This window comes from Acinetobacter sp. Marseille-Q1618, assembly GCF_902809855.1.
In the GTDB taxonomy this organism is placed as follows: domain Bacteria; phylum Pseudomonadota; class Gammaproteobacteria; order Pseudomonadales; family Moraxellaceae; genus Acinetobacter.
In genome coordinates, this window is the sequence record NZ_CADDWJ010000001.1 from 593,620 (window position 1) to 619,657 (window position 26,038).

Annotated in this window: 30 protein-coding genes; 14 read left to right on the forward strand and 16 right to left on the reverse strand. The window is 36.2% G+C overall.

Annotation, left to right across the window (positions count from 1 at the left end):
- Positions 1-153 precede the first annotated feature (153 nt).
- A complete protein-coding gene (locus HUS24_RS02670) occupies positions 154-801 on the reverse strand; it encodes a hypothetical protein (RefSeq protein ID WP_173910498.1) in 648 nt (215 codons plus the stop codon).
- Positions 802-900: 99 nt separating this feature from the next.
- Here HUS24_RS02670 and ispF point away from each other — a divergent pair, with 99 nt between their 5' ends.
- Both ispF and HUS24_RS02680 read left to right on the forward strand, forming a co-directional pair.
- Positions 901-1,392 (forward strand): 2-C-methyl-D-erythritol 2,4-cyclodiphosphate synthase, encoded by a 492-nt coding sequence (gene ispF, locus HUS24_RS02675; RefSeq protein ID WP_173910499.1) that lies wholly within the window; start codon positions 901-903, stop codon positions 1,390-1,392.
- 248 nt (positions 1,393-1,640) lie between these two features.
- Positions 1,641-2,210: a 2OG-Fe(II) oxygenase gene (locus tag HUS24_RS02680; RefSeq protein WP_173910500.1), complete on the forward strand. Its 570-nt coding sequence runs from the start codon at positions 1,641-1,643 to the stop codon at positions 2,208-2,210.
- Between the two features lie 45 nt (positions 2,211-2,255).
- On the opposite strand, the gene HUS24_RS02685 is transcribed toward HUS24_RS02680, so the two are convergent.
- From HUS24_RS02685 to HUS24_RS02695, 3 genes are all read right to left on the reverse strand, one after another.
- Positions 2,256-2,780: a protein tyrosine phosphatase family protein gene (locus HUS24_RS02685; protein ID WP_173911381.1), complete on the reverse strand. Its 525-nt coding sequence runs from the start codon at positions 2,778-2,780 to the stop codon at positions 2,256-2,258.
- 56 nt (positions 2,781-2,836) lie between these two features.
- Positions 2,837-3,928, reverse strand: a complete 1,092-nt coding sequence (locus tag HUS24_RS02690) for a 3-deoxy-7-phosphoheptulonate synthase (RefSeq protein ID WP_173910501.1) — start codon at positions 3,926-3,928, stop codon at positions 2,837-2,839.
- A gap of 142 nt (positions 3,929-4,070) precedes the next feature.
- The gene (locus tag HUS24_RS02695; RefSeq protein ID WP_173910502.1) at positions 4,071-4,955 is read right to left on the reverse strand and encodes a sulfite exporter TauE/SafE family protein; all 885 of its coding nucleotides are present in this window, start codon (positions 4,953-4,955) and stop codon (positions 4,071-4,073) included.
- Positions 4,956-5,143: 188 nt separating this feature from the next.
- Between HUS24_RS02695 and lpxB the strand changes: the two genes are divergently transcribed.
- Together lpxB and HUS24_RS02705 are read left to right on the forward strand one after the other, a co-directional pair.
- Positions 5,144-6,316 (forward strand): lipid-A-disaccharide synthase, encoded by a 1,173-nt coding sequence (gene lpxB / locus HUS24_RS02700; RefSeq protein ID WP_173910503.1) that lies wholly within the window; start codon positions 5,144-5,146, stop codon positions 6,314-6,316.
- A 125-nt stretch (positions 6,317-6,441) separates the two neighbouring features.
- Complete coding sequence (locus HUS24_RS02705) at positions 6,442-7,212, forward strand: hypothetical protein (RefSeq protein ID WP_173910504.1); 771 nt, start codon at positions 6,442-6,444, stop codon at positions 7,210-7,212.
- Between the two features lie 59 nt (positions 7,213-7,271).
- Here HUS24_RS02705 and HUS24_RS02710 read toward each other — a convergent pair whose 3' ends face one another.
- Complete coding sequence (locus HUS24_RS02710; RefSeq protein WP_173910505.1) at positions 7,272-8,144, reverse strand: DUF2797 domain-containing protein; 873 nt, start codon at positions 8,142-8,144, stop codon at positions 7,272-7,274.
- Positions 8,145-8,176: 32 nt separating this feature from the next.
- Between HUS24_RS02710 and HUS24_RS02715 the strand changes: the two genes are divergently transcribed.
- The 4 genes from HUS24_RS02715 to HUS24_RS02730 all read left to right on the forward strand — a co-directional run bounded on the left by HUS24_RS02715 (position 8,177) and on the right by HUS24_RS02730 (position 12,052).
- The gene (locus tag HUS24_RS02715) at positions 8,177-8,647 is read left to right on the forward strand and encodes a DUF6231 family protein (RefSeq protein ID WP_173910506.1); all 471 of its coding nucleotides are present in this window, start codon (positions 8,177-8,179) and stop codon (positions 8,645-8,647) included.
- Positions 8,648-8,917: 270 nt separating this feature from the next.
- Positions 8,918-9,526 (forward strand): YidB family protein, encoded by a 609-nt coding sequence (locus tag HUS24_RS02720; RefSeq protein WP_173910507.1) that lies wholly within the window; start codon positions 8,918-8,920, stop codon positions 9,524-9,526.
- A gap of 423 nt (positions 9,527-9,949) precedes the next feature.
- Positions 9,950-11,248, forward strand: a complete 1,299-nt coding sequence (locus tag HUS24_RS02725) for an MFS transporter (protein ID WP_173910508.1) — start codon at positions 9,950-9,952, stop codon at positions 11,246-11,248.
- 105 nt (positions 11,249-11,353) lie between these two features.
- Positions 11,354-12,052 carry a Sir2 family NAD-dependent protein deacetylase gene (locus HUS24_RS02730; RefSeq protein ID WP_173910509.1) on the forward strand — a complete coding sequence of 233 codons (699 nt, stop codon included), beginning with the start codon at positions 11,354-11,356 and terminating at the stop codon, positions 12,050-12,052.
- 14 nt (positions 12,053-12,066) lie between these two features.
- On the opposite strand, the gene HUS24_RS02735 is transcribed toward HUS24_RS02730, so the two are convergent.
- The 5 genes from HUS24_RS02735 to HUS24_RS02755 form a co-directional block, all read right to left on the reverse strand.
- Complete coding sequence (locus tag HUS24_RS02735; protein WP_173910510.1) at positions 12,067-12,555, reverse strand: GNAT family N-acetyltransferase; 489 nt, start codon at positions 12,553-12,555, stop codon at positions 12,067-12,069.
- A 192-nt stretch (positions 12,556-12,747) separates the two neighbouring features.
- The gene (locus HUS24_RS02740; RefSeq protein WP_173910511.1) at positions 12,748-13,947 is read right to left on the reverse strand and encodes an acyl-CoA dehydrogenase family protein; all 1,200 of its coding nucleotides are present in this window, start codon (positions 13,945-13,947) and stop codon (positions 12,748-12,750) included.
- 39 nt (positions 13,948-13,986) lie between these two features.
- Positions 13,987-15,273, reverse strand: coding sequence for an acyl-CoA dehydrogenase family protein (locus HUS24_RS02745; RefSeq protein WP_173911382.1), 1,287 nt, complete (start codon positions 15,271-15,273; stop codon positions 13,987-13,989).
- Positions 15,274-15,520: 247 nt separating this feature from the next.
- On the reverse strand, positions 15,521-16,894 hold the full coding sequence (locus HUS24_RS02750) for an AarF/ABC1/UbiB kinase family protein (RefSeq protein WP_173910512.1): 1,374 nt from the start codon (positions 16,892-16,894) through the stop codon (positions 15,521-15,523).
- Between the two features lie 165 nt (positions 16,895-17,059).
- Positions 17,060-17,365: a hypothetical protein gene (locus tag HUS24_RS02755; protein ID WP_173910513.1), complete on the reverse strand. Its 306-nt coding sequence runs from the start codon at positions 17,363-17,365 to the stop codon at positions 17,060-17,062.
- Positions 17,366-17,501: 136 nt separating this feature from the next.
- On the opposite strand from HUS24_RS02755, the gene HUS24_RS02760 reads away from it, so the two are divergent.
- From HUS24_RS02760 to aroC, 4 genes are all read left to right on the forward strand, one after another.
- Complete coding sequence (locus HUS24_RS02760) at positions 17,502-17,726, forward strand: hypothetical protein (RefSeq protein ID WP_065994985.1); 225 nt, start codon at positions 17,502-17,504, stop codon at positions 17,724-17,726.
- A 307-nt stretch (positions 17,727-18,033) separates the two neighbouring features.
- The gene (locus HUS24_RS02765) at positions 18,034-18,420 is read left to right on the forward strand and encodes a lysozyme inhibitor LprI family protein (protein ID WP_173910514.1); all 387 of its coding nucleotides are present in this window, start codon (positions 18,034-18,036) and stop codon (positions 18,418-18,420) included.
- 92 nt (positions 18,421-18,512) lie between these two features.
- Positions 18,513-19,523 (forward strand): 50S ribosomal protein L3 N(5)-glutamine methyltransferase, encoded by a 1,011-nt coding sequence (gene prmB, locus HUS24_RS02770; RefSeq protein WP_173910515.1) that lies wholly within the window; start codon positions 18,513-18,515, stop codon positions 19,521-19,523.
- Between the two features lie 12 nt (positions 19,524-19,535).
- Complete coding sequence (gene aroC / locus HUS24_RS02775) at positions 19,536-20,630, forward strand: chorismate synthase (protein ID WP_173910516.1); 1,095 nt, start codon at positions 19,536-19,538, stop codon at positions 20,628-20,630.
- 66 nt (positions 20,631-20,696) lie between these two features.
- Here aroC and HUS24_RS02780 read toward each other — a convergent pair whose 3' ends face one another.
- Complete coding sequence (locus HUS24_RS02780) at positions 20,697-21,161, reverse strand: hypothetical protein (RefSeq protein ID WP_173910517.1); 465 nt, start codon at positions 21,159-21,161, stop codon at positions 20,697-20,699.
- Positions 21,162-21,292: 131 nt separating this feature from the next.
- Positions 21,293-21,766, reverse strand: a complete 474-nt coding sequence (locus HUS24_RS02785) for a CinA family protein (protein ID WP_173910518.1) — start codon at positions 21,764-21,766, stop codon at positions 21,293-21,295.
- A 328-nt stretch (positions 21,767-22,094) separates the two neighbouring features.
- On the opposite strand from HUS24_RS02785, the gene HUS24_RS02790 reads away from it, so the two are divergent.
- Complete coding sequence (locus HUS24_RS02790) at positions 22,095-22,328, forward strand: hypothetical protein (RefSeq protein ID WP_065994991.1); 234 nt, start codon at positions 22,095-22,097, stop codon at positions 22,326-22,328.
- A gap of 95 nt (positions 22,329-22,423) precedes the next feature.
- Here HUS24_RS02790 and HUS24_RS02795 read toward each other — a convergent pair whose 3' ends face one another.
- Positions 22,424-22,867: a universal stress protein gene (locus HUS24_RS02795; RefSeq protein ID WP_173910519.1), complete on the reverse strand. Its 444-nt coding sequence runs from the start codon at positions 22,865-22,867 to the stop codon at positions 22,424-22,426.
- Positions 22,868-23,032: 165 nt separating this feature from the next.
- The gene (locus tag HUS24_RS02800; RefSeq protein ID WP_173910520.1) at positions 23,033-23,479 is read right to left on the reverse strand and encodes a universal stress protein; all 447 of its coding nucleotides are present in this window, start codon (positions 23,477-23,479) and stop codon (positions 23,033-23,035) included.
- A 503-nt stretch (positions 23,480-23,982) separates the two neighbouring features.
- Between HUS24_RS02800 and HUS24_RS02805 the strand changes: the two genes are divergently transcribed.
- On the forward strand, positions 23,983-24,543 hold the full coding sequence (locus HUS24_RS02805) for an FxsA family protein (protein WP_173910521.1): 561 nt from the start codon (positions 23,983-23,985) through the stop codon (positions 24,541-24,543).
- 165 nt (positions 24,544-24,708) lie between these two features.
- Here the strand turns inward: HUS24_RS02805 and HUS24_RS02810 are convergent, their stop codons facing one another.
- Together HUS24_RS02810 and HUS24_RS02815 are read right to left on the reverse strand one after the other, a co-directional pair.
- A complete protein-coding gene (locus tag HUS24_RS02810) occupies positions 24,709-25,437 on the reverse strand; it encodes a UDP-2,3-diacylglucosamine diphosphatase (RefSeq protein ID WP_173910522.1) in 729 nt (242 codons plus the stop codon).
- An 87-nt stretch (positions 25,438-25,524) separates the two neighbouring features.
- The gene (locus HUS24_RS02815; RefSeq protein ID WP_173910523.1) at positions 25,525-26,034 is read right to left on the reverse strand and encodes a peptidylprolyl isomerase; all 510 of its coding nucleotides are present in this window, start codon (positions 26,032-26,034) and stop codon (positions 25,525-25,527) included.
- Between the last annotated feature and the right edge of the window lie 4 nt (positions 26,035-26,038).

The following is a 26,038-nucleotide window of genomic DNA, read 5'->3' on the forward strand; positions in this document are numbered from 1 at the left end:
TGACTGAAAATCAAAAAACGTTCAAATGTATAATAGAAACATGAATAGAAGGGTATGATTTTTATAATTTAAAGATTGCTCTGAGTTTGTCTAATCAAGAATATGACTTAAATTTTTGCATTTTAATACAAGTCTTACATAAGTTTTATCGCATTAATCATATAAACGATAAATTCCACTGAAGCGTTCACAGCCTTTTTGTTCAGTTTTTACAGTTAAAATCGACTTTTGGAAATTCATTTGATATTTACAGTCATGCTCATTGTCCATAATCTCATTTTTTTTGTCAGGTGTCGTATAAGCAAGTAGGGGGATAGTTTGTTTATCTTGACGATTATTCGGGCTACGATAAGCTAAACCTTCGATTTTAATACGATCTTTGGTGAGTTGGTGTACTTGGATGTGAATCGGTTGTTTGGCAATTTCACCATGTTCATATTTAATAAAATGTTGGGTTAAGCTTTGATTCATTGACGTATAAAAATTTAGATCTTCAAGGCGAATATCGAATTGTTGCTTAAAACATTCTGTACTTTTACATTGTTGAATGCGGTTTAACCAAAGTTGATTGGTGTCATCAATTAGACGAATAGGTGCATCTGTAACCAAATAAGCAGTAAGATATTTTTCATTTAATTCATTGCGAAGCGTTTCAAAATCGGCACTACATATTTTTGTGGTTTTGTTTGCTTGAGCTGAATCACATTGCACAGGAAAAGCATGCGTAACGATACAGACTCCATAAACAAAGAGACCTGAAATTAAGCTTTTAATCGGATTAAATTCTGTATTCAACAGCATGATCGCTTATACTTTCACTATGTTTGCATCCGTACTATACGAATTAGAAAGTACGAATACAAGATGATTCAACTTAAAATCTGTATAAAGGAGCTGAAAATGATCATACCAATTCGCATTGGACAAGGAATGGATGTGCATGCTTTTGAGGATGGTAATTTTGTGACTTTGGCAGGTGTTCAAATTCCGCATACGCAAGGTTTGAAGGCACATTCTGATGGTGATGTAGTGTTACACGCTTTATGTGATGCGTTGTTGGGTGCTTTAGCTTTGGGTGATATTGGGCAGCATTTTCCAGATACAGACCCTGAGTTTAAAGGCGCAGACAGTCGTAAATTACTCAAGCATGTTTATCAACTGATTTTAGATCGTGGTTATGTGTTAAATAATGCAGATATTACCGTAGCTTGTGAACGTCCAAAATTGGCAAAGTATAATCTAGCAATGCGTCAAAGCATCGCAGATGTACTCGATGTTGATGTGACACAGATTAGTGTTAAAGCGACAACTACTGAAAAACTTGGCTTTACAGGTCGTCAGGAAGGAATTTTATCGACTGCGACTGTTTTGTTAAGTCATCATGTTAAATAGTTGATATTTCATTTAAATCTTTTAAGAGTAAATAGTGTTTATTTACTCTTTGACTTTGTAGAATAAATCAACAGAAATAATATTTCATATTTTTTACTAAAGTTTTACCTAATCTTTTACTATAAACCTATTAATATTGTAGTTAACATTTATATAAGTGAGAAAATAATCATGGGATAAGCGCAACATTTTTAGAAAAAGCACAAAAAAATAATAAAATTAAGATTTATCAAACAGATCCATTGATCATGACTGTAGATCAAGTATTTACACCTAACCAATGCCGTGAGTTTATAGATTTTAGTCATCAATTTAATTATGAAGTTGCACCGATTACGACCAATAGCAAAGCAGGTATTTTCGAGCTTCGAACAGATATTCGTAATAATCAACGAGTCATTTATGACGATCTACAGTTTGCCGAGCGAATTTTCCAACAGGTGAAGCAATTTTTACCTGAGGCATTATTTGAATGGCATGTTTCGGGCTTAAATGAACGTTTTCGTTTTTATTTATATGAAGATGGTCAGACATTTAAACCGCATTTTGATGGCAATTATGCAGTCAATGATTGGTATAGTAGTCAACTTACTTTATTAATTTATTTAAGTGGGAATTTTGAAGGTGGGGAAACTAAGTTTTTTAATCAAACGCATCATGTTCCAACTTCCACTATTCAACCTAAAACTGGACAGATTTTAATTTTTGAACCCCGTCAAATGCATTCGGGAGCACCTGTTTTTTCAGGGCAGAAATATGTTTTACGGACAGATGTCATGTATAAACACGCTGTATTTAATCGTGACAATAAAAGTTAAAATCGCTAAAAAGACTCAAGCTCAACACTTGAGTCTAAAATACTTTTAAGCAAAATGATCTGCATTCATTAAAGAATGTTGTAAATCAATGGTTGATTTACGTCCTTGCAATTGTAAACTCACAGCATGGATCAAACCTGTCCACGTTTCATTAGGTTCCCAAATTTCATGCATCAACTCTTGTGCAGTGGGCATGTCGATATCCATAAAATATTGACGATACAAATACATCAAACTACTGACACGCATGTTTTTAGCACAGTGTACCCAAACGATTTTTTCTTGCACAAGATGCGCAATCATGTCTAAAACAAATAGACACTGATCATCGGCAGGCGTATCCCAAGAGATTGGAATTTGAATATAGTTTAAACCCAGCTCAACGCAGATTTTATCTTCATGAGCAAGATGTGGCTCAGCGTCGTTAAAAGCCAAATTGATGACTGTATCTACACCATATTCTTTAATATGTTGTAATTGTTCAGCCGTAGGTTGCCCAGAGGTAAACAAATGTTCATGTACAAATTGAAAATTTGCAATGTGGCTTAATTCAGTTTCAAGTTCATTCATAATTTTCATTCGGTTATTTCAATAAAAAAGCCATCCCATCGGATGGCTTCTTGTGATTAACGGTTTGCTAATACATCTTTTAAAGCAGCATCCATTTCAAGTAAAGTCTTTTCAGTGGTTTCCCAGTCAATACAACCATCAGTAACTGATTTACCATACTCCAAATCGCAAAGATTTGCAGGAATGTCTTGACGACCACCTTTTAAGTGACTTTCAACCATAATACCCACAATAGATTTATTACCATCTAAAATTTGTTCAGTAATATTTTTTAGAACCAAAGGCTGTAAGTATGGGTCTTTGTTTGAGTTTGCATGGCTTGCATCAATCATGATTTTGTTGCTGACTTTGGCTTTGGCTAAAGCATTTTCAGCTTCAGCAACCGAACCTGCATCATAGTTTGGTTTGCCATTGCCACCACGAAGTACTACATGTGCATAAGGATTGCCTTTGGTACGAATGATCGACACTTGTCCTTGATCATTCAAGCCTAAGAAGCTATGCCCATGTTTTACAGATTGCATTGCATTGGTTGCAACGGTTAAGCCACCATCGGTACCATTTTTAAAGCCCACAGGTGAAGACAAGCCAGAAGACATTTCACGGTGAGTTTGGCTTTCAGTAGTACGTGCGCCAATCGCAGACCAAGAAATTAGATCTTGGTAATATTGAGGTGAGTTTGGATCAAGAGCTTCTGTTGCGCAAGGCAAGCCTTTTTCATTTAACTCAAGTAAAAGTTTACGACCAATGCGAAGACCTTTTTCAATATTGAAAGAGTCATTCATGTCTGGGTCATTAATTAAACCTTTCCAGCCTACTGTGGTACGTGGTTTTTCAAAATAAACACGCATCACGATGTAAAGCGTATCTTTGACTTTTTCACTTAATGCTTTTAAGCGATCTGCATAATCATGTGCAGCAACAGTGTCATGAATAGAACATGGTCCAATCACAACAAAAAGACGTTTATCATTTCCATCTAAAATATTACGGACAGTTTCACGACCATGAAGAACTGTTTGATAAGCTTTGTCATTTAATGGTAATTCAGCTTTTAATTCTGCAGGAGTAACTAAAGTTTGAATGCTTTGTACATTCACATCATCAATATCTGATTGAATAATAGGATTAGAATTAAGTGTATTCATTGCCGTCACTGGTAGTAGATCATACAAAACTATTTATAGTAGCTTGAATATAACACGATTTTATTGATATTTTGCGAAAAGAAAACATCAATAAAATCTATAGGTCACATTAATAAAATTTGTGAGTTGAATCACTTTTTGATCAAAGAGTAGAAGCTTGGGTAGTCTGTTGGCTAATGAGCATTGCCGTTTGTGGTTTTTCTACAGGTTTAGATTTTACTGGATTAACAATAAAATTAATGCCAAGTGCAAACAGCGTAATACCTAAAACCTTGCGAATTAATTTTTCAGGCATACGAGAGCTAATTAAAGTTCCCAAAATAATTGCAGGAATTGAACCCGCCAACAACCAACCAAGTAAATGAAAATCAACATTTCCCGAAGTCATGTGTGCAAAACCCGCAGCAGCCGTCAGCAACACCGCATGTACCACATCTGAGCCGATAATACGAATCATAGGTAAATTAGGGAACATTAAAATTAAAGCCATAATTCCAAATGCACCTGCGCCTACAGATGAGAGTGTCACAAATATACCCAAGACAATGCCCATGAATACCACAAAAAAACGTTTGCCTTCGATTGAAAATTTTTCAGCGAGTAGATCATCGTGTTTTTTGTCACGAAACTTGGCAAAGAACTTTTCGATTTGCGCTCGAAACATAATCGAAAGACCTGTGATGGTGAGCATAAAGCCAAGTACCATGGTCAAAATAGCTTTGTAGTGGGTTGAGCTACTGAGATAATTATCTAAAACCCAATGTGTGGTAAATGAAGCCGGAATACTGCCCAGTGCCAGCCAAAGCACGATAGGCCAGACGATATTCAGTTTTCTGGCATGTACCAAAGAACCACAGAATTTGGAAATTGCGGCATAAAGTAAGTCAGTTCCGATGGCAATATGGGGTTCGATTCTAAATAAACTAATCAGGATCGGGGTCATTAAAGAACCACCGCCTACGCCTGTAATACCGACGCAGAAACCAACCAATACACCGGCTAAAATAAATTCGACTGGACCAACCATGACTACAAATGCCAAATATCAAAAAACTGGCATATCTTATGACTATTTTATATAAGTGGTTGTCTTGATTGTTGATTTGCTTATTCAAAAAAATGCTAAAGATGATTCGTCAGCATTAAATCAACTTAAATAATTTGTTTGGAGTGAAGACATGCTAAGATAATTCTGTTTGTTAAGAGGACGTTATTTTGCAAAATCGAAAACTTAAAATAGGTATTGTGGTGGGTGAGGTGTCTGGTGATACTTTAGGTGCAAAGCTTATCCGTAGTTTTCGAGAGCAAGGCATTGATGCAGAGTTTGAAGGCATTGGTGGGCCGCAAATGATTGCTGAAGGCTTTCACAGTACGTACCCGATGGATATTTTGTCGGTGATGGGTATTGTTGAGGTGCTGAAAGACATTAAAAAATTGTTTGCGGTGCGTGATGGCTTAGTTGAAAAATGGACTGCAAATCCTGTTGATATTTTTATTGGTATTGATGCGCCTGATTTTAATTTACGTTTATCAAAGAGTCTAAAACAAAAAAATCTACCAATTAAAACAGTGCAATATGTCAGCCCATCAGTATGGGCATGGCGTCAAGGACGGGTACATGGCATCAAAGCCAGTATCGATTTGGTGTTATGTTTATTTCCATTTGAAAAAACTTTTTTTAAAAAATTCGATGTTCCTGCGGCATTTGTGGGGCATCCATTAGCCAGTGAATTGCCTTTAGAAAATTCAATTTTAGATGCAAAACAAGAATTAGGTTTAGATATAAGCCAAAAACATATTGCATTGTTGCCAGGAAGTCGTCGTGGTGAAATTGAGCGTTTAGGGCCTTTAGTTTTAGATGCTGCACACATAATTTCTAAAAAATATCCTGAATATCAGTTTATTATTCCTGCAATTAATGATGCACGGAAACAACAAATTTCAGATTTATTAAAGAACTATCCGCAAGAGTTAACCGATAAAATTCATTTACTGGAAAATACCGATAAAGAATCTAAAGTAGGTCGTCAGGTGATGAATGCTGCCAATATTGTCGCATTAGCATCTGGGACAGCAACCCTTGAAGCTTTGTTATTGCATCGTCCGATGGTGACATTTTATAAGTTAAATTGGTTGACTTATATCATTGCTAAGTTAATGGTGAAAATTCAGTATTATTCTTTGCCCAATATTATTGCGGGTAAAAAAGTCATTCAAGAGTTGATTCAATCCGATGCAACACCTGAAAACTTAGCTACTGAGATTGAAAAGTTAATGAATATAGAAACGTCTCAGATTCAGGTAATGCAGCTAATCACCATGCATAAGCAGTTATTGTCGGATAATAGTGAAGACCCTGTGCAGGTGGTTTTGGAATTATTAAAATAGCCTAAGTTTTTCTTGTAGTGATTATTCTAATTGGCTGAATGATTTAAAAAAATTGACATGGATGTTTGGGTATCAATAATTTGTTTAAAGAGAAATGAATAATGACAATCAAGGGTATAAATAAAATGAAGAAATATTTATTAGGCACAATGTTTTTGCTCCCTGTCTTTATTTCAGGCTGTGCCACAATGTTGTTAAATGAGCATACTTTTGAATCAAAAACAGAACAAGGGATTTTATTGGAAGATACACTCATTGCTGTTGGCACACCAAGCAAGCCTATCCGTGGTTATGAAGATGCTTTGGCCATCGCGGGGGACAAATATAGTTATTTGGTTAAACCAAGCATAAAGTATTTTGATAAGACGATTCAGAATCCACTGCCTATTAAAAGTATTTTAAATGAAGTGGATTTGGCATATCTAAGTGTTGGGCAATACAAGCAAACCCGAAGTTTATCGGAAGATACTGCGGAAATGAGCTTATTTCCATCTTTCGATTTATTGGTAACAAACACTAAAAGGGCGATGAACCATACGATTGAAGCTACCGAAATTACATTTATGTATTTAAAGCAAAGTAATTTAGTGAAAATGGGTGAAATAGAACGCTTACAATCACTTGGATTTAAATGTGAAGCTTATAAAAAATACCAACGTTGTTTCCAAAAAGGGTTTGTCGATATAACGGTTACAAAACCTGTTGCTAACAAAGAGCAATTACAACACTTATTGAAAACCCCAATTCCATTAAATGTACGGTATAGCATAGATAAAGTAAATCCTAAAATGGTTGCAAGTTATGCGCTTACACCATTTACAATTGCATTTGATATCGTGACAAGTCCGATACAGCTCGTGGGATATTTAGCGCTTGCATCAGCTTTGTCACCTTAAGGTTTCATTAAATTTTAAATGTGCTTCTCCCACCGATATATAGTCGTGGGAGATTTGTGTTATTCCGCCCGAACTTTAATCTCATAACCTGTATATTTACGGATATTAATCACACCTGTATCTAAAATCAGATATTGACCTTTAATGCCTTGTAGTTTGCCTCGAATAATCGGAGTTTTATCCAAATTATGTGATTTAATCTTTTCAGGATAAATATCAACAGGGTAGACAAACTCACGTGGCAATTCATCTTCAAGTAATTCTACAGTTTCATTAAACTCAAGATTTTGTGCAAATTCATCACGAATGGTTTGGATTTTTGGTGAAAACTCTTCAACTAATTGATCACGAATTTCAATTAAATTAATCGGTTCAGCCTCACCTTTTAGTAGCTTGCGCCAATCGGTTTTATCGGCAACCTGCGTACCAAACATGACTTCAAGTTGACCTGAAAGACGACGAGAACCGACTTTCATAATCGGTAGTGCTTGCGTTGCACCTTGATCTAACCAACGTGTTGGCATCTGTCCAAGACGGGTAATTCCCACTTTTAAGGCACTTGAATTGGCTAAATACACAATATGTGGCTGAAAACAAACCTCATGAGCAAAATCATCTTCACGGCAAGTACCTAGATGATAATGACAAGTTTCAGGCTTCATAATGCACATATCGCAAGATGCTTTGGTCTTCATACATTTGAAGCAGTGTCCTTGCGAATAAGATTTTGGTGTTTTTGCACCACACGAGACACAATAAATATTACCCGTAGCTTCGATTTCGATTTCTTGACCTAAACTAAACGGAAGATCGATTTCTGAGCGATCTAAGATAAATTTATATTCAACATTTGCCTTATGTGTTTGCTGATCAGTTAAACTAAGGTCTTTAAGACCTGCATGCATTTTGTGGCAAATGCCTTGTAGTTCCATGTTTAATTACTCACTTCAATAAAGGTGCAGTTATGGCTGAACAAAATGTCATCACTTCAATGCTAGACGATTTATCAACAGAACAGCCAATTCAAACTGCATTGTGTATTGGGCAAAACTTGGCACAATACAATACAAATCATTCAATTCAATGGACTCATTTTAACGTATCTGAGTTTTTAAATCTGCCTTTTACTGGGCGATATGACTTAGGTTTTGTGTTATTTGATCTTGATGAGATGGCAAACTTAGCAGTACAACAAAAATCTCAAATTTTGGTCAAATTACGTGATTTATTTGCCAAGCGTATTGTGGTGACTTGTAGATTGGCTGATGAGCAATTATTGAGATCATTAGGCTTTACCCAATTGATTGACAAAACCTCACATGAGCAAAATTTTGCATTATGGCAATTTAATATTTTAACTTATAAGCATGTACCAGATTGGTTCAACTCTAAGTTTTGGGCAAATCCTGAAAATTGGAATAAGTTTCGTTGGTAATTTATCTAGAATAAATTTAAAAAATATTTTTAATTTTTCTATCGTTTTTTGCTAATGCCATAAAAGTTTATAGATCATGAAAATGATTATATAGACATTCTTATGGCTATTTTATTTGCTTAAAATAGCCAAAATATCAAATTACGATAGATTGTTATTTATCGAGTATGGTTAAGCCTTGCAAAAACATAACAATTTGTGTTTTGGTAATTGCCAAAAAGCACAGTATTCTTAAATTGAGCAGATAACATAAATTGATCAGGAAAAAACATGACAAACTTAACAAATATTGTAGAAATTTTGGCAAAACAAGCATTGGGTGGACAACAACAATCACAACAAGGCGGACTCGGTGGGATTTTAGGTTCAGTTTTGGGTGGTTTAGGCGGTGGTCAGCAACAGTCACAACAAGGTGGTCTAGGTGGTGTGTTGGGTTCAGTTTTAGGTGGCTTAACAGGTGGGCAGCAACAACAAGCACCGCAAACACAACAAAGTGGATTTAATGCTCAGTCTTTATTAATTGCTGTTGTACCTTTAGTGTTGGCGTGGATTCAAAAAAATGGCGGTTTACAAGGTGCGCTAGATCAACTTAAAGGACAGGGGTTAAGTAGTCAAGTGGATGACTGGGTGTCTACTGGTGAAGGTGCAAACGCAAGTGTCAATCAACAACAAGTTCAAAACTTATTTGATCAAAATGAAGTTGAACAAGTGGCACAACAAACTCAAGTACCAACTCAGGATGTATATAGCGCAATTTCTTCTGTTTTACCTGAAATTATTGACTCGCTTACACCACAGGCTGAGCAAACAGATCAAAAAGAAGCCAATGATGATATCCAAAATGTATTGAATTTAGTATCTGGTTTTCTTAAGCGTTAATACTTTACTTAAGAGCCTTTAACAGATGTGATGCTTATTTGAATGAATAAGCATCATTGATTTAAACACGATAAAGAGAGTTTTAAGGAGAGAAAGAGAGGTTAAAACCAAGGTAATCATAATAATAACAACAGCAAATGACAGGTAATGAAACGACTCAAGCATAAACTTTATATGTATTTCAACACACTTAAATATCTATCGATCACAATAGCCTATAAGTTTATTGAAATGGATATTTCAATTTAAAAGTAAATGAAAACCAATATCTATCTGTGGTTTAAGTGATTTAGATTGTGACATGACTACAGGTTTTGATTGAGTCAAGCTATACCAAAAACAGTTTAAAAATCAAATATAGGGCTATATCAACCACATCTATAGATTTCATGCTCTGATCTATAGCGAATATAAGGAAATCCTATGAGTGAGACACATGTTTACCATCCCCACGAAAAGCGTAATCGGATTATGTCCATCGTGGGAGCAGCATCGGGTAATTTAGTTGAATGGTTTGATTTTTATATCTATGCAGCTTTTGCCATTTATTTTACCCATGCGTTAACAGCACCTGATATGAGCGAATCCACCAAAGCGATTTATGTTTGGGGTGTTTTTGCTGCAAGTTTCTTTATGCGTCCAATTGGTAGTTGGTTGTTTGGACGCATTGGAGATAAGTATGGACGCAAACGCTCCATGATTATTTCTATCAGTTTAATGGCTGTAAGTTCATTTTTATTTGCCTGTTTACCGACGTATGAACAAGTGGGTATGGCAGCACCATTTTGTTTGCTAGCAGTGCGCTTGTTACAAGGCTTGTCTGTAGGTGGAGAATACGGAACTGTCGCAACTTATATGAGTGAGGTGGCTTTAAAAGGTCAACGTGGTTTCTATTCATCATTTCAATATGTAACTTTGGCAGGCGGTCAGTTACTAGCGAGTTTGCTCGGTGTGATCATGTTGGCACTCATGAGTAAAGAAGAACTGATGAATGGTGGATGGCGTATTCCATTTATTATTGGTGGTGTGGTCGCAATTTTATCATTCTTTGCACGCCGTCATTTAAAAGAAACCTTGTCAGAAAATGACAGTCAAAAAGAAGGATCGGGCAGTTTAAAAGAGTTGTTAACCAATAACTGGCGTACCTTCTTATTGGTGGTTGGTTATACCTCGGCAGGGTCTTTATGCTTCTATGTCATCACGGTGTATTCAAAGACTTATATTAGTAGCTTAGGTTTTGAAGATCGTACAGTCGGTTATATGATGACCATTGCACTGTTTGTGTTTATGTGTGCTCAACCATTATTTGGGATGTTAGCAGACCGAATTGGTCGCCGAGCATCGATGATGACTTTTAGTATCACATGTGCGATTTTCATTTATCCTGTGATGGTTATCCTTATGCCTCAGTTTAGTGGCTCTGCGTTCATCGTGACTTTGCTTCTTATCTTTTTAATGTTGATGTTGAGTTTTTATACATCTATTAGTGGCTTGGTCAAAGCAGAAATGTTTCCACCGCATATTCGTGCTTTAGGTGTTGGTTTTGCCTATGCAGTCGGAAATGCCATTTTTGGTGGTTCTGCACCTGCGGTTGCATTGAAATTTAAAGACTTAGGACATGAAAATACCTTCTTTATTTATGTGGTCGTGATGCTGATTATCTGTTTGTTTTGTAGTATGCAACTGCCAAAACAACCGAAATATTTACATCACGATGTATGAGTATTTCCTCATTCAAAATCAAAGACTGAACGGAATGTTCGGTCTTTTTTATTTTGGGGGCAGTTATTGTATGATCATCTTTAACATAACAATGAAATATGAGGCATGAAAAAAATTGTAGTATTTTCAGGTGCAGGTATGAGTGCGGAAAGTGGAATTAGCACTTTTCGAGATAGCAATGGCTTATGGGAAAATTATGATGTTCGCCAAGTCGCCACACCAGAGGCATGGAATGCAAATCCAGCTTTAGTACAGGATTTTTATAATCAAAGACGTAAAAATATCTTAGAGGCTGAATCAAATTTAGCACATCAGATCATTGCTGATCTGGAAATGGATTTTGATGTGCAAGTGATTACTCAAAATATTGATGATTTGCACGAGCGAGCAGGGAGTACGGATGTTTTACATTTACATGGCAATATTCGTTTGGCAAAAAGTTCAAAACCTGATGCACAATATGCGACCGAGTTTTTTCCTATCGAAGGTTGGGCATTGGATTTAGAAAAAGACAAATGTCCAGAAGGTTATCCCTTACGTCCGCATGTCGTTTGGTTTGGCGAAGCTGTACCCGCTTATGAGCAAGCAATTCAGTTGCTACACAATGCTGATATTTTCATCGTGATCGGTTCAACCTTGAGCGTTTATCCTGTTGCAGGTTTGATTCATGAAATATCGGCACAGTGCCAAGCTTATTATATTGACCCTGAAGCGAGCTATGCACGTGTGCCACAGCAATATCAATGTCTAAAAATGAATGCAACAGAAGGTATGCAGCATTTGGCAGAACAATTACGGGCTTAATTTTAACTTTTCATTTATTCAAGTGTTTTAAGCATCCAAATTTCACAGGCATGGCTATGTCCTGTGTTGCCTTTGGGTGCTGTTAAATGTTGAAAACCTAATTTTTCATAAAGTTTTACCGCTTGTTGTAATTGCGATGTGGTTTCTAAATAACAAGCTTCAAAGCCTTGTTGTTGGGTAAAATCAAAAGCCAATTCTAAAATTTTTCGGGCAAAACCTAAGCCACGAATTTCAGGTAAAAAATACATTTTTTGAATTTCTAAAATCCTAGCATCACCTTGAAGAGGGGATAAACCACCACCGCCAAATACTTGTCCTTGTTCATTAACGATAACCCAATATTGACTATGAGACTGTGCATATACTTGAGACAGTTCATCCAAAATTGGGTCGGCAACAGCAAAGCCAGACTCAGCTGCTAAACCAAATTCTTTGGAAACTTCACGTATAATGTGGGCGATTTGGGCATTATCTTGGGGTTGAATGGGGCGGAGTGAATACATGCGTTTAAAAGTATAAAATCTAAGAATAGAATTTTTATAACAAATAAATCTTAGTTTGGGTAATTTTTTGAGAGATAAGCGCTGAAATATTGACTAAGCTTAGGTGTAAATTTTTTATTATCAATAACTCAACCATAAAAAGCCTCCTTTATATAAAGGAGGCATGGAAAATAAGCATACTTTAAATAAAACTTATTTTAATTCACTTGAAGATTTGCCAAGTTCACGACGTGCAATAATCAATTGCTGAATTTGCTGTGTACCTTCAAAAATATCAAGAATTTTAGAATCACGTGCCCATTTTTCTAACAACTCTTCTTCGTTATAGCCCACACTTGCTGCAAGCTCAACGCATTTTAAGGTAATTTCATTGCCTACACGACCAGCTTTGGCTTTGGCAATCGATGCTTCACGAGAATTCGGCTTTTTATTGTCTGCCATCCATGCTGCTTTAAGCATCAGCAGGCGAGCTGCTTCCCATTCTGCTTCCATGCGGTAGATTTGCGCTGCAATATTGGAGGATTGTAAATATGGCGTGGTATAGCTAGCATCCAGTTGGTCTTTAAAAATCTCTTTGATCCGTTCTAAAGAAGCTTTGGCACAACCGATCGCCATCGCTGCCACCAATGGACGCGTATTATCAAAAGTTTCCATCACACCCGCAAAGCCTTTGGCAACATCGATTTCAGCATTGCCTAATAAGTTTGCAGCAGGCACACGACAGTCAATAAAACTAATGGCTGCAGTATCTGAAGCTTTAATGCCCAATTTATGTTCAAGGCGTTCAACTTTCATACCTGGTGTGCCTTTCGGTACAACAAAAGATTTGATCGCAGCACGACCCAATTTTTTATCCAAAGTTGCCCAAACCACAACTGAGTCAGCACGCTCACCTGAGGTAACAAAGATTTTTTCACCATTTAAAATATAATCATTACCATCTTTGGTGGCTGTGGTACGAATTGCTGCTGAGTCAGAACCACATCCTGGTTCTGTAATTGCCATGGCTGCCCAAGTCCCTTTGAAGCGTTCAAGCTGTTCGTCATTGGCAACCGCAGCAATTGCTGAGTTCCCTAAACCTTGACGTGGCATAGACAATAATAAACCTGTATCGCCATAACACATTTCAATGATACCGAGAGCAGTTGACATATTGGTACCATTTTTATTGCTCTTATCTTGGTCGCCACGTTTGTTAATGGCTGCGCCTGCATTTAAGCCATCGCCACCTTCATTCATCCCATCCAGTAATGACGCTAACATGTCTAACTCTTTGGGATAGGCATGTTCTGCTTTGTCATATTTACGTGAAATTGGACGTAATACATTTAATGCGGTTTCATGAGCTTGATCAACCAACATTTTAAATTTTTTAGGATTTTGTAAATTCATGATAATTTATTTCCTTGAATTTTCTATTTTTATGGTTGATTAAGCATGTAAGCCAGATTGTAAAATCGCTGTAGCACGTAAGTCACGATACCAACGTTCAACAGGGTGTTCTTTGGTAAAACCATGTCCACCTAGGATTTGTACGCCATTGGTTCCGATTTGCATGGATTTTTCAGCGCAAAGTAAACGTGCAAGGTAGGCTTCACGGTGAAATGGTTGACCAGCTTCAGCTAAACTTGCTGCATTTAAGACCAACATACGCATCGCATCAATTTCAATCGCCATATCTGCGATCATAAATGCCACACTTTGACGATGTGAAATCGGTTCGCCAAACGCCGTACGTTCATTGGCATATTGGATACAATAGGTTTTGACTGTTTCACACGTCCCCACCGCCATCGCACACCACATTAAATTACCCAAATCTAAGAATGCGGTATAATTAAAATCGTCATCACCTAAGCGCAGCGCAGGGCTTTGATTAAATTTTAAAGTGACTGTTTCAGTTCCTTTTAGCCCCATTGCAGGACTTTTTTGATAGCTGATGCTTTCATCACGTTTAACAACAAACACATCAGGCTTGCCATTAAAGTCTGCGCTGACAATGAAAATTTCAGCACTTTCACCGAGTAAAACTAACGTTTTTTCACCTGTGATACTAAAAGTACCATTGTTTGAGGTTGCTTTAGTTTTCAAACGATAAGGATCAAAAGCAGGCGTCGCTTCTTGAACTGCAAAAGTGGCTTTGAGTAATGGATCTTCTGCAAAAGCTGGCAAATAGGTCGCTTGTACTTGTGCTGAGCCCCAAAGGGTGATGGCATTAATACTACTAAAGGTCGAGAGTAGACCAGCAGCCAGTGAAAAATCACCTTTGGCTAAGCTTTCAGCAATTAAAACATTGCTTAAAATATTTTGTTCAGTGGCTACACCGCCTAAAGCTTCAGGCAAAGCATAGTAATTAATACCTAAATCAAGACTATGTTGCCATAACTCTTCTGGATACTTTTCATCGTGATCAGCTTGATGGGCAAGCGGATAAAGCACTTCAGATGCAAATTGTGACATTGCATCAACAGTCATTTGCTGTTCTTCAGTAAGGTTTAAGTCAAATAAATTTTTAGACTGTGCAGGTAAGCGTTGTTTACTGGCATCTTTTTTAGGTTGGAACGCTTTTTGTGATGCTGAAAGTGTTTTAAAACCTGCTTTAGAACCTTGATAAAGTGATTTTTCTACAAATTTGCGAAGTTTTAATTGGTCTAATAATTCACTTCCTGCAATTTTTGTAATGAGATTTAAGCCCAAGCCTTGCGCTTTATTTACCATGTTGGTCATTTGAATACCTGAATCAATATTGTGGTGGTATGCAAACTATCCTGACATGTGCTTTTATAAAAAACTATGTCAAAGCTGACGAAGTCATATGAACTTGATAAATGGAAAATGGGATTGCTTTTATTTATTTAACTGATTGATTTTTATTTATAATAATTAAAGTTTAAAAAACAACAAAAGTTGGATATTGACTAAAATGACAATAATAAAAATTTGCCATTTTAGTCAGACGAGCTTTTTAAATAAAAGGCGTGATCATTTTGCGTACATTGGTTTTTGCATCGATCACCGTCATGAAAGTATAAGCACCAATAAATTTACGACTAATAAACATAAATTCTTTCGGGGGTACACTGAAATAACGAGAAGCCATTGATTTTGAAGCCTGTTGCATCACACGACTATGTAATTGGCTTTTTTTCCAATCATAACGATTGTGTTCATCCATCACGCCTTGTGGCAGATCATGATTATTCATAGGTGAACTAAATGCTTCAGTTGCCAATAAAAAGACTTTTGCCATATCAGGTTTAATGCTTGCAGGCATACCATCAAAAAACTCATAACCCGTCATGGCATTGACCATTTCATTGGCATCGTGATCATAACCTGCTTTAATCAGGTTGCGTGCAACCTGTAAAAGCTGTGCATCAAACTGACGAATCGCCCCGAAGTCGAGCAAGATAATTTTATCTTTAATGTCCGTACCATTCCCCAAACGAACCAAATAGTTACCAAAGTTCGGGTCGGTTTGCATTTCACCCCATTCAAAAATTTCACGTACGGCGATTTCTAAGGATGCTTCACCGAGCGCATTACGACGTTCTTGGGGTAAAGACAACATTACAGGACTATTAATCGGGACCCCACGTTCAAATGTCATACATAAAACACGGTCTGTACAATATTGATCGATGATTTGCGGTACAGCATAACGTGCATCATTTTTTAGGCGTTCAGCAAAACGACGTGTGGTTGCAGCTTCAACATGATAATCCACTTCACGATGCATCATGTCACGGACTTCATCAAACCATTGGTCAAATTCACGTGTTTGCGGCACCATACGTGTTAGCTTGAGCATATTTCTAAATAGGCTCATATCTGAATCAATCGCTTCGGCAACACCAGGATATTGAATTTTTAAGACCAGTTCTAAACCATCAGATTTGCGGGTAGCACGATGTACTTGTGCAAGAGAAGCTGTACCAATCGGTTCATGATCAATGGTTAAATCATCTAGTTTAGAACCTAGTTGGCTGACCAGTTGTTCTTTGATAGCAGGCCATGCCAATGCAACGGTTTGATTATTTAAAGTATTTAACGCTTGGGTAATTTCCTCTGGCAAGAAATGTTCACCATACAGCGCCATCATCTGCCCAATTTTGACAATTGACCCTTTGAGTTTGCCAATTTCAGCGACTAAATAATCCGCTTGCTCTTTCATGGCTTTTTTACGCTTTTTTTCTTTTTCTTCTTCACTTGAAAAGATTGAACTTGCGCTCGAAGCAGCCCAACGAGATCCTGCTAACAAAGAGGCTTTGGCAATTGATAAGCGTCTGTCCAAGGAAGATGTTTTTAACTGTTTAAGCTTATCGTTCTGATCTGACATGAAGATTAAATCCTTTAAGTAAGCAAGTGAGCGTACGATAGTGTGTAGCATATTACATGCTATCCACGTATTAAAATAGTTGTACCTGACCAATATCGTGTATTTTCAATATAAAAAACTTGAATATTCACATAGTCTTAAAAACAATCTATAAAATGGATGGAATTACATGCGGTACTGAATTTTCAGGGATTCATGCTTCATTAAACTACTTTTATTTTCATGAATATATTGGGAAATCATGTTTTTAATGTCACTGTTAGTAAAGCCAAGTGCATAACCTTTAACAATAATAATACTCGGTAAACTAAAGAAAAAATATTTTACATCTTCAGGCGTAGGTGCTTGAAAGACACCATGCTCGATCAGAAGTTGTTGAAAAAATTGCTTTTCTACTTGTACAGCACTGGTTTCTACATCATTCCAATAGCGTAAACGCATTGCCATCAAGTTGTTGTGTTTATAGCTCATTTAAATTTGCCAATAACAGAATTCATTGAATAAATGGAGGAGTTTAAAAGCAAAATCAAGGTTAAATTTCAAATTTCTGTCATAGAAGTGCAAATTAAACATGCTAAAACTATAAAAAATATGAGGTGTTTGGCAGATGAAAGAAATAAATTTAAAAGTGATTAACGACGCGATTGAAGAGTTTAAAAAAACGGGGAATACTCCAGAAAAGTTAGAGATAGGCTATAAAACGTATTCTCGTTTAGTCGGTCAAGACAAGTTTTTTGATCATGTGACTAAGTCGGAAGACAGTCTAAATCGCTTTTATAAAGGCATTAGAATAAAGCTAGTGGCAGAAAAGCATTTTTTTGCTGTGAAATAATTTTGCCTGAACAATTTGATGCTTGGTAGCAGTATTTAAATGATATTTGCAATTTCAAAAAAAGTGGATACGTAATGCAGTTTTACTACTGATTATGTCGAGATAAAAGTATATTGAATCTGAATATTTTTAATTTGAGCTAGGAATCCAGTGTGTAATATCAGTGAACAAGGATTTAAAGATAATAATAAATGATTCTTGCACTTAATCATCTATTTTACTTTGCAATTTTCTCTGAGTCTTTTATTATTTTAGGCTTTATACTGATTTGAAATAATAAATATTAAATCGTGATTTGGGGAAAAGCATGAAATTAGCATTTTGCGGTCTGGCGTTGTTTGGGATTTTCACTACAAGTAGTTATGCCATGGGATATTCACCAGAATATTTAAGTTGTATGAACAATTCACAGGCATCGACTGCTCAAGCTGCGATGTGTATGAAAGCAGAATTGAAACAGCAAACCAAACGTTATAACTATTTTGCAGATATTCATGTAAAAGCCTTGTCCAAAGACAAACGTAAAGAACAAGAAAAAGTAAATAAGAAATGGTTAGATTTTCGTGATGAACAATGTTTGATCAAAAATGTAACATTATCAGTTGGACATGCCAGTAAATACTATTCTTGTGCGCTAAAAATAACCCAAGCCCAAGCAGATATGCTGGAAAAACGAGCGTATAAATATCGTTGATTTTATCTTGAAGCCATTTAAAGCATTATAAATGTAAACAAAACAAGGTATCATTAAGCAGTTTTTAAATACTGCTCTTGGAGAAACCTTAAGTGGATCGACCGACTATTAGCCCTGAACATTTACAGGAAGCTGCTGAAAACCTCGTAACAATACGTGATTTTATTCGTTTTGGGGTGACAGCATTACGTCAATACGATGCACATTTAGGTCAAGGTACAGAAGATTATTTTGCAGAAAGCTCAGCATTAGTTTTGCAAACTTTATCTTTGGATTGGAATGCTGACGCAGAAATTTTAGAAGCAAAATTATTACCTAGTGAAAAAGCGGAGTTTTTGAGTTTATTGGAACGTCGTATTAATGAAAAAGTACCGACGTCTTATTTGCTGAACTTAGCCTATTTCTTTGGTAAACCATTTTATGTGGATGAGCGTGTGTTGATTCCACGCTCACCAATTGCAGAATTGATAGAAAATCGCTTTGCACCGTATTGCTTAGATGAAAATGGGCAAATGCGTGAAGCAGATAATAATTTACCTGAAAATGCACATCCGAAAACACCGCAACGTATTTTGGATATGTGCACTGGCTCAGGTTGTATCGCAATTGCACTGGCTTATGCATTCCCTGAATCTGAAGTCGATGCAACCGATATTTCCAAAGAAGCCTTAGAAGTTGCTTCTATCAATACAGAGCATCATAATAAACAATATCAAGTGGCATTACTTGAGTCAGATTTATTTGAAAAAATTCCTGCTGAAAATCAATACGATTTGATTGTTTCAAATCCACCTTATGTAGATGCAGAAGACATGGCGGACTTGCCTGAAGAATTCCACCATGAACCAGAACTTGCACTTGCTGCAGGTCAAGATGGTTTAGATCTTGTGCGTAAAATGTTGGCTCAGGCGGCTGATTACTTAACTGAAGATGGTTTAATTGTCATTGAAGTAGGTAACTCTGAATGGGCAATGAAACAGAATTTCAATACCATTGATTTTTATTGGTTGCAGTTCCAAAAAGGTGGTACAGGAATTTTTGCACTGACTGCTGAACAGTGTCGCACATTCCGTGATTTATTTATTCAATCTATTCAAGCTTAAGGAGTCATGAGCGTGGCAGGTAATAGTATCGGACAACTTTTTCGTGTAACGACTTGTGGTGAATCTCACGGTGTAGGCTTGATGGCGATTGTGGATGGCGTGCCACCAGGTATGGAGCTATGTGCAGAGGATTTACAAAAAGATTTGGACCGCCGTAAACCGGGAACGTCTAAGTTTGCAACACAACGCAAAGAACCAGACGAAGTGGAAATCATTTCAGGGGTATTTGAAGGTAAAACTACAGGAACTCCGATTGGTTTGTTGATTCGCAATACCGACCAAAAATCCAAAGACTATGGCAATATCGCACAAACTTTCCGTCCAGGGCATGCCGATTATACTTATACACAAAAATATGGTTTCCGTGATTATCGTGGTGGTGGTCGCTCAAGTGCACGTGAAACTGCGATGCGTGTAGCTGCGGGGGCAATCGCCAAGAAATTTCTTGCAGAAAAATTTGGTATCGTGATTCATGGACATGTGACACAAATCGGTCCTGAAGTGGCGGAAAAGCTAGATTGGAATGAAGTTCCGAACAATCCATTTTTCTGTGGTGATATTGAGGCTGTTCCACGTTTTGAAGCATTGGTTACTTCTTTACGTGAGCAAGGCACAAGTTGTGGTGCAAAACTTGAAATTCTTGCTGAGAATGTCCCAGTAGGTTGGGGGGAACCTGTATTTGATCGTTTAGATGCTGACATTGCACATGCCATGATGGGTATTAATGCGGTAAAAGGGGTGGAAATTGGCGATGGTTTTGCTGTTGCAGGGCAGTTTGGGCATACAACCCGTGATGAACTCAGTACAGAAGGCTTTTTAGCCAATCATTCTGGTGGAATTCTAGGTGGGATTTCAAGTGGTCAAACCATTCGTGTGGCGATTGCTTTAAAACCAACAGCCAGTATTACTACACCGGGTAAAACCATCAATATGGATCGTGAAGATACAGATGTATTGACCAAAGGTCGCCATGATCCTTGTGTGGGTGTACGTGCGACACCGATTGCAGAAGCGATGCTTGCAATTGTGTTAATGGATCATTTTATGCGTCATCGTGCACAAAACGCTGATGTGGTTGCACCATTTACACCGATTGAACCGAAATAATTTTTACCGTTTGATTTGCATAAAAACCAGACATAAGGTCTGGTTTTTTATTGATTTATATCTTAATTATTGTGCAGCTTCGCCTGTATAACCTTTTAAGAAAGTTAAATATGCTGAAGACTTTTGTCCATCGGCCGTTAAAATTGGACGATCAATTTCACCTTGATCTGTAATAAGTTTAAGAGAAATATCTTGACCATTACGGAAAGAATTCAAAAAGCTTACAGGGACAATAATCGAGTTAGATGAAACTTGTTCTGTGTATTGGGTTGGGTTAATTGTTGAATACGTATAAGGTTGCCCATCCACTAAAAACACAAATTGTTTGATATCGTATTTTGTCGGGTTATTGATTTCAGCTGTAATTTTAAAACCATCACGTTTTTCATCAACCCAACGCATTGCAAGTTCTGGACAAACTGCTCCAGATTCACAAATTAATGGTCCTTTAGTTACAACGCGTTCAGGATAAGAACCCGCACAACCTGTAAATAATGCAACTGTAGCAACTAAAGCCAATTGAAGTTTCATAAAATTACCCATCGTTATGTGATTGTTATTTCTCTGTAGAGAATATGTTAAATTTAACGTTTTAATCGTCAAAAGTGAACAATTGTTAGCAAATTTAAAGTTTTAAATTGTATTTAAGTTGAAAAATATCCTTATGACATAAGATTTAACAGTTCTTTAGCAACCAATTCGGTCAATTGTTGTAGTTTTTCCTGCGGTGTTCCCTCAATAAAATATTGAAAATTATAAATATCGGCAGCGTAATAAATACAAATATAAAATGTACCTACTGGTTTTTGTTCAGACTCACTACCGCCATGTTTGAGTAGTCCTGTACAACTGACAATAAAATCTGCTTGATCAAATAATTTCTTGCCTTTGATCGCCATTTCAGTAGTGACTTCAGCAGATTCAGCCGTATATTTTTCAATAAGTTGTGGGTTAATACCTAATATTTTTATTTTAATAGATGGATCATAGCTGACCAAACCACCGAGTAGAATTTCCGCCCCACTATTTTTATAAATGGAAAATTGTGCGCTTAAATGCCCTGAACTGGCACTTTCAATAAATGCCACTTTTAAGCCTTTTTGCTCAAGCACATCACAACATTGCTTTAAGTACATAGGATTTTTCCTACAATATCAAATATGTAAACATTGTAAATATCACAGTATAAAGAACATTTTGCATCAAAAAATTCTTTAAGATAAGGTTTAAAATTCAATTTATGGATAAAAACCGCATTGAACAGATACGCTTTAAGCGTTTACTGATCTTATTTTAAAAATATACAGATGATGTTTGTTTAGAGCAAAAAAATTAAAAAAATGAAATATTTGACTTATTTAACTGTTTGAAGAAATAGTAGGCGATCTTAAACATAAATTACTTTATTGTTGTGCAAAAGCTGTTATAACTAAAAATAAAGGGGATGAAAAAAGGGAGTAACTTATGAAAACGACTGTAAAATATGTGGTTTTGAAAAGTAAAGACTATCAGTTAGGCACACCATTATTTGAAGAAAATCTAGAAGCTGGAAGTCAGTATTTTGATGAGATTCCCAATGTTATTCAATATCAAAATCATGACTTTAAAGTGAAATCCAAAGAACTGAGCCGTAAGCAAATTTTTGATGATTTTGAAGAATCACAAACCATTTTAGTGAAAGTGATTGCGATTAATTAAAATAATAATCATATTATTTATTTTAAATTTATTGCAAGTCTAGCGTAAAAAGAAAGCCTGTATAAAACAGGCTTTCTTACTTGGTAAAAGTGATTTTATTCTTTTACAATCAGTACAGGTAGAGTGGTTTGATTTAAAACATCTTGCGCAAAACTACCCAAGAAGAATTTTTTGAAGCCTTTACGCCCATGTGAACCCATTACAATTAAATCAACATTTTGCTTTTCAGCAGTATCAATAATGGTTTCCGCAGTAACATAACCTTTCACCACTTCAGTATTGACTGTGACACCCTCAGCGGCTGCAAATTGTTTCACTTGATCTAATGCTTTGAGTGCATTTTTCTTGGCTTCTTCTAAATATTCTTTCATCATCGATGCATTGTAATAAAAGTCTGCACCTGAGAATGGGTCTTCAGCAACTAAGCAAATCGCTGTAAGTTGACAATTGAACGCTTTTGCAATAGAAATTGCTTGTTTTGATGCAGCATAAGAAATTTCAGAACCGTCTACAGGGACTAAGATATGTTGATAAGCCATTTTGTTCTCCATTATCGTTGTGTCTTGGTCATACAAAAGAATGAATCTAAATCATAAGTAACATATAAATTCATAATCGCCAATGTCGAGTTAACATTTTCTAAAAATAATTTAATGTTAATGTGATGTGAATCATAAATATAAAAATTAGAGAGAAATTCAGTACTACTGTTTTACGATTAAAACAGGTACAAAGCTTTCACCAAGAACTTCCTGTGCCACGCTACCAAGTACAAATTTCTTTAAACCTTTACGCCCATGTGAACCCATAACGATTAAGTCAGCACCGATTTCATTTAAAGTATTTAAAATACCTGTTGCTGGTGAAACCTCTCTGATAATTTTAGTCGTAACCTCAGTGACCCCATGTGCATTTAAAGTAGTTTTGATTTCATTTAATCGTGCTTGCGCATTTTTTTCAGCAGCTAAAACGTACTCAGTAATAGAGGGGGCAACCTGATAAAAATCCACACCAAACATAGGATCAACGGCAAGGACACTCACTACGGTCACTTTTGAGTTATTGCTTAAAGCTAACTCTTCGGCGTGTTTTAAAGCGGCATAAGAAATAGGGGATTCATCAACAGGGACAAGGATATGTTCATACGACATAATTATTTACCTCCTAAAGCATTAAAATAGTTTAAAAAATCAGATTTAATAAAGTTATTGATATATCAAAGTAAATGCTCTTTCTTTAGTTATAGCTTAAAAGCAGGATAGATTCACTATTATTTTGCATAAAAATTAAATCATAAAATAGCCTAAGTAAATATTTGATTGTTCTCTTATTCTTCGTGGATATTGGTTTTAATTTGAATGTAGGATTTTTACATCATTTACTTGAATCTTGAGAATAAAAAATTCAAGGTCATGTAAACGTACACATTTTTGTAAAGGATAAAATTATAAGTTAAAGCTAGGAAATTAACTCATGTTAAGCACATTTACGCTTGTCAAAGCGTGTTATTTTTATATATTGTTTGTATGTAAGTCTTATTTTCTTAAATTTTGCTAACCAACACTTTAAAAATGTTGAAATGCCCATATAAAACTTTCAAGTATGCAAAAAATGTATGCACCTTTTTATTTAAGTTGAGAATAGATTAATTTTCATGAAATTAGCTCTGGTTGTATTGGTTGGTTTAGTCTTAGAAATTTTTGTCTGGATTGGGGTAGGTGATCTAGTCGGAAGTATGTGGTATGTGTTTTTTTGGTTCGTGATCGCCTTTTTTATTGGTTTAAATCTTGTACGTGCCAATGCAACAGGTTTTATGCCACAAATGCAGCAAATGCAAATGGGGCAAATGAATGCAGACCCACAACTTACCAATAATTTACCTAAAATCTTAGCAGGTATTTTGTTGATTATTCCAGGTTTAATCACCGATATCTTGGCTGTTTTAATTTTAATTCCTCCTGTGCAACAAGCTTTTAAAAATGCCATGATGAAAACCATGATGAAGCGTCAACAGGCGATGATGGAAAAGATGATGGGTGGAATGATGGGAAATATGGGGGCAGATAACGGACAAAACCCATTTGCTGATTTAATGCGTCAAATGCAAAATCAACAAGGTAGTCCATTTCAAGATTCTTCAGTTATTGATGGTGAAGCACGTGAAGTTCAGCCAGAAAATAAGCAAATTGAATTAAAAGATGTAAATAAAAAATAACAGCTTAGAGCTACACATTATAATTATTCTGATCTGATGAGTATTTAAAGTTTATTTAGCTCATCAGTTTTTGCCTATTCATTTGACTATAACTATCAAATAGTTATTCAAAATATAAATATTTTCAAAGCTAGGTTAAACAAAATACAACATCTAGTGCTATTTTTAATACCTCCAGCTTTTTAATGTCAATGCTAAGTTTTTAGTTGGATCAATTTCTAAAATTTTTGCCTGATCTGCTCGCCAATCACCTAATACGATTCTCGTTTTCCCATGCACATCATGAATATAAGGTCGATGTGTATGCCCATGAATCAGTACGTTGACATCTTCTAAAGCATTTTCTACCGCAGATTGATTCACATCCATAATATTATAGGATTTGAATTGTTGAGCTTGTCGGCTTTTTTTTCGAAAGCCATTTGCCAGTTTTTGCCTAAAACTTAAAGGTGTACTTTTTAAAATAGTAAGTACTATGGGATGACGAATGATCTTTTTAAAGCGTTGATAAGCTATATCATCGGTACACAAGGCATCCCCATGCTCAAGTCTAAATGTTTGATTGGCAATTTTTAAAATATATTCATCGGGTAGTAATTTAGCATTAAATTGGTCAAGGAACTTTTGACCTAAGGCAAAATCCCGATTACCGACTTGAAAGTAGATTTGGTTACCAGCTTGAGTAAATCGTTGTAAGTGCTCAATAATTTCATCAAGCCACGTTGCAGTATAATCATCTCCAATCCAAGCATTAAACCAATCACCTAGAATATAGAGTTGGGTTGGTTTTGTAGTATCGTTATTTTGATAGTACTGTAATAAATCTAAAAACCCCCGAATAAGTCGAGGGTGTTCAGGTGACAAATGTAAATCAGCGATAAACAGGTAGGTCACTTTTGTTCCTAATTCAATAATCCCACCCAACCTCCCTTTTTCAAAGGGAGGAGTTTCCTTCTTTCATAAAGAGGGATTTAGGGAGATTTACTCAGAAATAATTTTTGCAGATTCAATCACAACATTTTCTAATGGAACATCAGCGTGATAACCACGGTTACCCGTACGAACGCCTTTAATTGCATTTACAACGTCCATGCCTTCAACAACTTTACCAAATACAGCATAACCCCAACCTTGTGCAGTTTTGCCTGTATGATTAAGGAAAGCGTTGTTTTTCACGTTAATGAAGAATTGTGCAGATGCTGAGTGAGGTGCTTGAGTACGTGCCATTGCAATCGTACCTTCGTCATTGCTCAAACCGTTATCAGCTTCATTTTCAATCGAATCGCGAGTCGCTTTTTCTTTAAAGTTTTCATCCATACCGCCGCCTTGAATCATGAAGCCATCAATAACACGGTGGAAGATTACGCCATCATAAAAACCATCACGAACGTATTCTAAGAAATTAGCCACAGTTTTAGGTGCTTTTTCAGAGTTAAGTTCAAGAACAATGCGTCCTTTGTTGGTGTTTAATTCGACTTGAGGAAAACTCATTCTA